The sequence below is a fragment of the Streptomyces sp. NPDC008086 genome, assembly GCF_042957325.1.
In the GTDB taxonomy this organism is placed as follows: Bacteria; Actinomycetota; Actinomycetes; order Streptomycetales; family Streptomycetaceae; genus Streptomyces.
Genome location: NZ_JBIBIA010000011.1, coordinates 173587 through 181483, shown reverse-complemented (window position 1 = coordinate 181483; position 7897 = coordinate 173587). Strand labels below are relative to the sequence as shown.

At 70.4% G+C, this 7897-nt stretch carries 7 protein-coding genes; 5 read left to right on the top strand and 2 right to left on the bottom strand.

The features are described from left to right. Positions 1-420 precede the first annotated feature (420 nt). Positions 421-864 (top strand): VOC family protein, encoded by a 444-nt coding sequence (locus ACFZBP_RS35365; RefSeq protein ID WP_391419398.1) that lies wholly within the window; start codon positions 421-423, stop codon positions 862-864. Between the two features lie 110 nt (positions 865-974). On the opposite strand, the gene glnA is transcribed toward ACFZBP_RS35365, so the two are convergent. Further along, a complete protein-coding gene (glnA, locus tag ACFZBP_RS35360) occupies positions 975-2336 on the bottom strand; it encodes a type I glutamate--ammonia ligase (RefSeq protein WP_062719336.1) in 1362 nt (453 codons plus the stop codon). A gap of 320 nt (positions 2337-2656) precedes the next feature. Here glnA and ACFZBP_RS35355 point away from each other — a divergent pair, with 320 nt between their 5' ends. Beyond that, on the top strand, positions 2657-3853 hold the full coding sequence (locus ACFZBP_RS35355; protein ID WP_391419394.1) for a globin domain-containing protein: 1197 nt from the start codon (positions 2657-2659) through the stop codon (positions 3851-3853). A gap of 16 nt (positions 3854-3869) precedes the next feature. On the opposite strand, the gene ACFZBP_RS35350 is transcribed toward ACFZBP_RS35355, so the two are convergent. Beyond that, a complete protein-coding gene (locus ACFZBP_RS35350) occupies positions 3870-4304 on the bottom strand; it encodes an Rrf2 family transcriptional regulator (protein WP_391419391.1) in 435 nt (144 codons plus the stop codon). A gap of 165 nt (positions 4305-4469) precedes the next feature. Between ACFZBP_RS35350 and ACFZBP_RS35345 the strand changes: the two genes are divergently transcribed. The 3 genes from ACFZBP_RS35345 to ACFZBP_RS35335 all read left to right on the top strand — a co-directional run bounded on the left by ACFZBP_RS35345 (position 4470) and on the right by ACFZBP_RS35335 (position 7851). Then, the gene (locus tag ACFZBP_RS35345; RefSeq protein WP_383450810.1) at positions 4470-5132 is read left to right on the top strand and encodes a DUF3105 domain-containing protein; all 663 of its coding nucleotides are present in this window, start codon (positions 4470-4472) and stop codon (positions 5130-5132) included. Beyond that, positions 5129-5752, top strand: coding sequence for a DUF305 domain-containing protein (locus tag ACFZBP_RS35340; RefSeq protein ID WP_383450806.1), 624 nt, complete (start codon positions 5129-5131; stop codon positions 5750-5752). The genes ACFZBP_RS35345 and ACFZBP_RS35340 overlap by 4 nt, the downstream gene beginning before the upstream one ends. Positions 5753-5907: 155 nt before the next feature. Continuing rightward, positions 5908-7851, top strand: a complete 1944-nt coding sequence (locus ACFZBP_RS35335) for a protease pro-enzyme activation domain-containing protein (RefSeq protein ID WP_391419388.1) — start codon at positions 5908-5910, stop codon at positions 7849-7851. The last annotated feature ends 46 nt before the right edge of the window (positions 7852-7897 follow it).

Genomic DNA, 7897 nt, shown 5'->3' with positions numbered 1-7897 from the left:
GTGTCGCGCGGTTCGGTGGGGTGTGGGTCGGGGCCGTGTCGGGGGGTGTCCGTCCTCGGTCCGGTGGTGAGCGTTGCGCGAGAGGTGCCGTGTCTTGACACCGGACTCTGCGGGCGGACACCCCCCGACACGTCCCCTGGCCGCCGTAGGCGACCGCGGGCTCGGTGGAGGTACGCCAGCCAGGGAACGGCGACTCTCGACGCCGGCCCGGGCACTCTCAGCCCGTCCGGCGTTTGAGGACGAGGCCGCAGGGCCGACAGCGGGGTCTGGGGGCGCAGCCCCCAGCAGGGCCCGCATCGACGCCGGTGCCCTTGAAAATACGGAACCTGATCCTCACGTGGCGCAGAGCATCGTTTTCCGCTTCGGTGGGGGTGAGCCGTTCAGTCAGACCCGCTGGTGATTCTCAATGGAGGACCGGTAATGGACTTCACCCTCGAAGTGATCCCGCTGCCCGTGAGCGACATCGACCGGGCCCGTGACTTCTACCGGGACAAGGTCGGCTTCCACGTCGACATCGACCAGGAGGTCATGCCGGGCATGCGTATCGTCCAGCTGACCCCGCCGGGCTCCGGCTGTTCGATCGCCCTCGGCGACAGCATCTGGGACCTCACCAAGGGCGAGACCGTCCCCGAGCCCGGCTCCTACCAGGGCCTCCAGCTCTGCGTCGCCGACATCAATGCGGCCCACGCGGAACTGGTGGAACGGGGTCTGGAGATCTCGGAGCCCGTCCAGTACTCCCCCGACGACGGCGCCACCTTCATGTACTTCAAGGACCCGGACGGCAACGGCTGGTCCATCCAGGAGTACCGCCGTAGGGCCACCGAACCCCTGCATCAGGTCCTGTCGAAACTGGCGGAGCAGTAGCCCACCCAGGGGCGCGGGGCTGTGTCGACATGCGGCTCCGCCGCGTGGGCGCGACCAGCCCACGACGGGCCGCGGTCGCGACCATTCCCGCGCCCCACGGCGATGGGGCGCTACAGAACCGGCAGGTTCTTGCGCAGCTCGAACGCCGTCACCTCGGAGCGGTACTCCTCCCACTCCTGCCGCTTGTTGCGCAAGAAGAAGTCGAAGACGTGCTCCCCCAGCGTCTCGGCGACGAGGTCGCTGCGCTCCATCAGGGTCAGGCCCTCGCCGAGGTTCTGGGGCAGGGGTTCGATGCCCATGGCGCGGCGTTCGGCGTCGGAGAGGGCCCAGACGTCGTCCTCGGCGCCCGGAGGGAGCTCGTAGCCCTCTTCGATGCCCTTGAGGCCGGCGGCGAGGAGGAGGGCGTAGGCCAGGTAGGGGTTGGCGCCGGAGTCCAGGGAGCGGACCTCGACTCGGGCGGAGCCCGTCTTGCCGGGCTTGTACATCGGGACGCGGACGAGGGCCGAGCGGTTGTTGTGGCCCCAGCAGATGTAGGAGGGGGCCTCGCCGCCGGCGCCCGCGGTGCGCTCGGAGCCGCCCCAGATGCGCTTGTAGGAGTTGACCCACTGGTTGGTGACCGCGGAGATCTCCGCCGCGTGGCGGAGGAGGCCCGCGATGAAGGAGCGGCCGACCTTGGAGAGCTGGTACTCGGAGCCGGACTCGTAGAACGCGTTGCGGTCGCCTTCGAAGAGGGACAGGTGGGTGTGCATGCCGCTGCCGGGGTGTTCGGAGAACGGCTTCGGCATGAACGTCGCGTGGACGCCCTGCTCCAGTGCCACCTGCTTCATGACCAGGCGGAACGTCATGATGTTGTCCGCCGTGGACAGCGCGTCGGCGTAGCGGAGGTCGATCTCCTGCTGGCCGGGGGCGCCCTCGTGGTGGGAGAACTCGACCGAGATGCCCATGGACTCCAGCATGGTGATCGCCTGGCGGCGGAAGTCCATGCCGACGTTGGTCGGGGTGTGGTCGAAGTAGCCCGAGTTGTCGGCCGGCTGCGGGCGTGAGCCGTCCAGGGGCCGGTCCTTCAGGAGGAAGAACTCGATCTCGGGGTGGGTGTAGAAGGTGAAGCCCAGGTCGGAGGCGCGGGCCAGGGCGCGCTTGAGGACGTAGCGCGGGTCCGCGAAGGACGGGGAGCCGTCCGGCATGAGGATGTCGCAGAACATCCGGGCGGTGCCGGGGGCCTCGGCGCGCCAGGGCAGGATCTGGAAGGTCGACGGGTCGGGCTTGGCGATCATGTCGGACTCGTAGACCCGGGCGAAGCCCTCGATCGCCGAGCCGTCGAAGCCGATGCCCTCGTCGAAGGCCTGCTCCAGCTCGGCGGGGGCCACGGCGACCGACTTGAGGAAGCCCAGCACGTCCGTGAACCACAGGCGTACGAACCGGATGTCGCGCTCCTCCAACGTCCGGAGCACGAACTCCTGCTGCTTGTCCATCTTCCGCTTCCCCATCCTTGCTGGTCAGGCCGCCTGTCCCCGGTGCAGCGGGAGGCGGTCGGGCACCTGAGCATCACACCACAACACCGTTTCAGGCGCGTTGCGCACCTTGATCGCCGAAGCGACTGAGGGGCGAACGCCCGGCATACGGCGGGTGTCCCTCCGTGGTGCCCGGTGTACTGCTCTGCCGCCCATCTTGCCTGCTCGGACCGACATCCGTAATGCCCGGCCCCACAGGACCCACCCCGCTTTAATTTGCATCTTGGATGCAAGTTTTAATGATGGCACCGGATCGGCCCGATCGAGCCTGAGGAGACCCGATGCTGTCCGAGCAGTCCGCCGCCACCGTGCGTGCCACCCTTCCCGTCGTCGGCGGGGCCATCGGTGAGATCACCGAGCGCTTCTACGCCGGTCTGTTCGGCGCCCGCCCCGAGCTGTCGAGGGACCTCTTCAACCGCGGCAACCAGGCGGCCGGCACCCAGCGGCAGGCCCTCGCGGGGTCGATCGCCGCGTTCGCGACGCACCTCGTGGACCACCCCGATCAGCGGCCCGACGCGATGCTGGGGCGCATCGCCCACAAGCACGCCTCCCTGGGCGTCACGGCGGAGCAGTACGCGCTGGTCCACGAGCACCTGTTCGCCGCCCTCGTCGAGGTGCTCGGCGAGGCCGTCACGCCCGAGGTCGCGGCCGCCTGGGACGAGGTCTACTGGCTGATGGCGAACGCGCTGGTCGCGATCGAGAAGCGGCTCTACGAGGAGCGGGGCGGCAACGAGTGGCGGGAGTGGGAGGTCGTCGGGCGGGTCGAGGAGACCGCCGATGTCGCCACCTTCCGGCTGCGGCCGGCCGACGGGCGCCCGGCGCCGGACTTCCGGGCGGGGCAGTACGTCTCCGTCCAGGTCGGGCTGCCGGACGGGGCCCGGCAGATACGGCAGTACAGCCTCTCCGCCGCCCCGGGCTCACCCGTACGCCAGATCAGTGTGAAGCGGGTCCTGGGGGAGGCGGCTCCCGACGGCGAGGTCTCGAACCACCTGCACGCGCGCGTGCGGGTCGGCGACCGGCTGAGCCTGTCGGCGCCGTCCGGCGATCTCGTGCTCGGCGACACGGACGCCGCCCCGCTGCTCCTCGCCTCCGCCGGCATCGGCGTGACGCCGGTCGTCGCGATGCTGGGGCACCTCGTGGACACCGGACACCAGGGCCCGGTGGTCGTCGTGCACGGCGACCGCTCCCCCGCCGGGCACGCCCTGCGCGCCGACCACGAGGCGTACGCGGAGAAGCTGGCGGACGCGTCCGTCCACTTCTTCTACGAGGCGGGCGCCGACGACACCGAGGCGTCCCACCGCACCGGCCTGGTCGACCTCGCCGACGTCGCCGTACCGCAGGGCACGCGCGCGTACCTGTGCGGGCCGCTGCCCTTCATGCGGGCGGTGCGGGCGCAGTTGATCGAGAAGGGGGTGGCGCCCGCGGACATCCACTACGAGGTGTTCGGGCCCGACCTCTGGCTGGCGCAGGCGGGCTGAGCCGAGGAGCCGGGGCTCAGGGCGTCCGGCCGATCCGCAGCAGCAGCGGCCCGGTGGGATCCGCGGTCACGTCGGTCACCGTCAGGGGGTCCAGCGAGGCGTAGAAGGCCTCCTGGGCCCGCCGCAGCGCGCCGCGCAGCCGGCAGCCGGAGTGCAGGGGGCAGGGGTTTTCGCCCTCGCACTCGACGACGTCGCCGTCGCCCTCGAAGGCCCGCACGATCGCGCCGACCGACGCGGTACGGCCCCGGTCGCTGAGCGAGAGCCCGCCGCCGCGCCCCCGGCGGGCGTCCACCAGGCCCATGTGCTGCAACTCGGCGACCACCTTGGCGGCGTGCGTGTACGGCACCTCCATGTCGGCGGCGACCTCGCGGGTCGTCGGGGTGGCGTCCCCCAGCACCGCGAGCCGCATCAGAAGGCGCAGTGCCAGGTCGGTGGAGCGCAACAGCCGCATGTTGCGCAGCGTAGATAATGCGCATCCGCGATTCAAAATATTGGCCGGATCGGAACGATCCAGCCGTTCCACCGGCCTTTCCCGCGCCCGCCCTACGAGACGTCCCACCTTCCCCCTTACGATCAGCGGACCCGACCGTCCCTTTCGCCAGAAGGACAACGCCTCATGGGCTCCGCCAAGAACAAGAGCAGGACTTCGCGCCAAGCGCGGATAGAAGAGATGCGGCGTGCCGAGCGTGCTCGTGAGCGTCGCAACCGCATCCTCACGATCGTGGCCAGCACGGTGGTCGTCGCCGGTCTCGTCGTCGGCGGTGTCGTGCTCATCCGGTCGCAGTCCGACGACGGCGCCGAAGCCGTCGACTCGAGTACCCCCGGCAAGTTCGTCACCGGCAAGGACGGCGTGCGGACGTGGGAGGGGAAGCTCGGGCGCACCCATGTCGCCAAGAGCGTGAAGTACTCCTCGGAGCCCCCGGTCGGCGGTGACCACAACCAGGTGTGGATGAACTGCAACGGCGACGTCTACACCAAGGAGCTCAAGAACGAGCACGCCGTGCACTCGCTGGAGCACGGCGCCGTGTGGGTGACGTACACGTCCAAGGCGGCCAAGAGCGACGTCGAGGCGCTGGCGGCGAAGGTGAAGCAGACGCCGTACACGCTGATGAGCCCGGACGAGAAGCAGAAGGACCCGATCATGCTGACCGCGTGGGGGCACCAGCGCAGTGTGACGGGCGCGGACGACCCGAACGTCGGCAAGTTCTTCGAGACGTACGTCCAGGGCAAGCAGACGCCCGAGCCGGGCGCGGCGTGCACGGGTGGTCTGTCGGAGTGAAGAGGCACGTCGGCTGGATCGCCGGGACCGCGGCGGCCGTGCTCGTCGCGGTCGGCGCGCTCACCTACGCCGTCGCCGAGGACGGCGGTGCGAGCCGGACGCCGTCCGCCGACTCGGCGGACGCCGGGTTCGCACGGGACATGGCGGTGCACCATCAGCAGGCCGTGGAGATGTCGTACATCGTGCGGGACCGCACGGACGACAAGGAGGTGCGGCTGCTCGCGTACGACATCGCGCAGACGCAGGCCAACCAACGCGGCATGCTGCTGGGCTGGCTGGATCTGTGGGGGCTGCCGAAGGTGTCGGCGCAGCCGCCGATGACCTGGATGGGCATGGGTGACATGCCCTCCGCCGGGGACGGCTCGCTGATGCCGGGCATGGCGACCGACGCCCAGCTGAAGAAGCTCCAGGGTCTCAGCGGCAGGCAGGCCGAGGTCTTCTACCTCCAGTTGATGACGGCCCATCACAAGGGCGGCATCCACATGGCCGAGGGCTGTGTCGACAGGTGCGGCGTCGAGGTGGAGAAGCGGCTCGCCCAGGGCATGGTGGACGCGCAGCAGTCGGAGATCGACCTGATGACGGACCTGCTGAAGAAGCGGGGCGCGAAGCCGGACGCGTAGTACGTACGGGGGTGGTCCGTACGGCTGTGGAATGGCTTTGTCATTAGGTTAGTTGGGATCTTCTTGGTCCTGGCATTCCCCTCGCGTGAACGGTTCGGCGGTTGAGTGGCCCCCGTCGGGTGATCCACTCGCACACGAATCGCACAGGGGGTTCCATGAGATCTCGACGTGCCGCGCTGCGCACCTCCGTGAGTCTGGCGGCGACACTGCCTCTGCTCACCGGCGCGCTGGCGCTCGGCATACCGGTGGCGCACGCCGCGGACAACCCGGGGCGTGACCGGCTCGCCGGGACCAAGCCCGCGTGGGCCACGGCCAAGGCGGACAAGGGCGCGACCTCGGACGGCGCCCCGGTCGCCGTGCGCGTCTACCTCGCGGGCCGGGACGCGACCGGCCTCGCCGCCTACGCCAGGGCCGTGTCGGACCCGCGCTCGGCCTCGTACGGCAAGTACCTGTCGGCCGACCGGGCGCGGGCCCGCTTCGGCGCGACCAAGGCCCAGGTCGCCGCCGTCAAGAAGTGGCTGACCTCCGCCGGCCTCAAGGTCACGGGCGTCACGCAGCACTATGTCGCCGTCTCCGGTGACGTGGCCGCCGCGGAGAAGGCGTTCGGCACGCAGCTGCACAACTACGCCAAGGGCGCGAGGACTTACCGCGCTCCCATGGCGGCCGTCTCGGTGCCGGACACGCTGAGGGACGCCGTCCTGACCGTCACCGGCCTGGACAACGCCCCGCACCTGGCCCGCCACAAGGACCAACTCCCGCCGCCGGAGACGGTGTTCCGCAACGCCGGGCCGTTCTCGGCGTACCACGGCTCGAACGTGGCGAGCACGCTGCCGGACGCGTACGGCACGAAGATCCCGTACGCCGTGAAGGGCTACACGGGCAAGCAGCTGCGCGCCGCGTACGGCGCGGGCAAGCACACCGGCAAGGGCGTGCGCATCGCCATCACCGACGCGTACGCCTCCCCGACCATCGCCTACGACGCGGCCACCTACGCGAAGCGGAACGGCGACGCGGCCTGGACCACCGGCCAGCTGCGTCAGGTCCTGCCGGCGAAGTACACCCGGACCGAGGAGTGCGGTGCGGCCGGCTGGTACGGCGAGGAGACCCTCGACGTCGAGGCCGTGCACGCGGTCGCGCCCGGCGCGCAGGTCACGTACGTGGGCGCCGCCTCCTGCTACGACGAGGACCTGCTCGACTCGCTCGGCAAGATCGTCGACAACCACCTGGCCGACATCGTCTCCAACTCCTGGGGCGAGGTGGAGGCCGCCCAGACGCCCGACCTCGCGGCCGCCTACGACCAGGTCTTCCAGTTCGGCGCGGTGGAGGGCATCGGCTTCTACTACTCCTCCGGCGACGACGGCGACGAGGTCGCGAGCAGCGGCACCAAGCAGGTCGACATCCCGGCGAGTTCGGCGTGGGTGACGGCGGTCGGCGGTACCTCGCTGGCGGTCGGCAAGGGCGACAAGTACCTGTGGGAGACCGGCTGGGGCACGCAGAAGGCGGTCCTGTCGGCCGACGGCAAGAGCTGGACCGACTTCCCCGGCGCGTTCACCTCGGGCGCGGGCGGCGGCACCAGCAGGACGGTCGCCGAGCCGTACTGGCAGCAGGGCGTCGTGCCGGACGCGCTGGCCAAGGCCAACAGCGCCGACGGCAACCGGGTCGTCCCGGACATCGCGGCCATCGCCGACCCCAACACCGGGTTCCTGGTGGGTCAGACGCAGACCATGCCGGACGGGCGGACGCAGGCCTACGACGAGTACCGGATCGGCGGCACCTCGCTGGCCGCGCCGGTCATCGCGGCCGTCCAGGCCCTCGCGCAGGAGGCCGGGGGCGGGAAGCCGATCGGTTTCGCCAATCCGTCGATCTACGCGCGGTACGGGTCCAAGGCGTACCACGACGTCACGGACAACCCGACGGGGTCGGGGCTCGCCGTGGCGCGCGTCGACTTCGTCAACGGCTATGACGCGACGGGCGGTCTGAGCACCTCGGTGCGCAGCCTGGGCAAGGACAGCTCACTGCAGGCCGTGAAGGGCTACGACGACGTGACGGGCGTGGGTACGCCTGCGAGCGGTTACGTGGAGTCGTACCGCCGCCGCTGACGACCGGCTCGGCCGGACAGCAGGTCGCACAAAGAGGCGCCCCGCC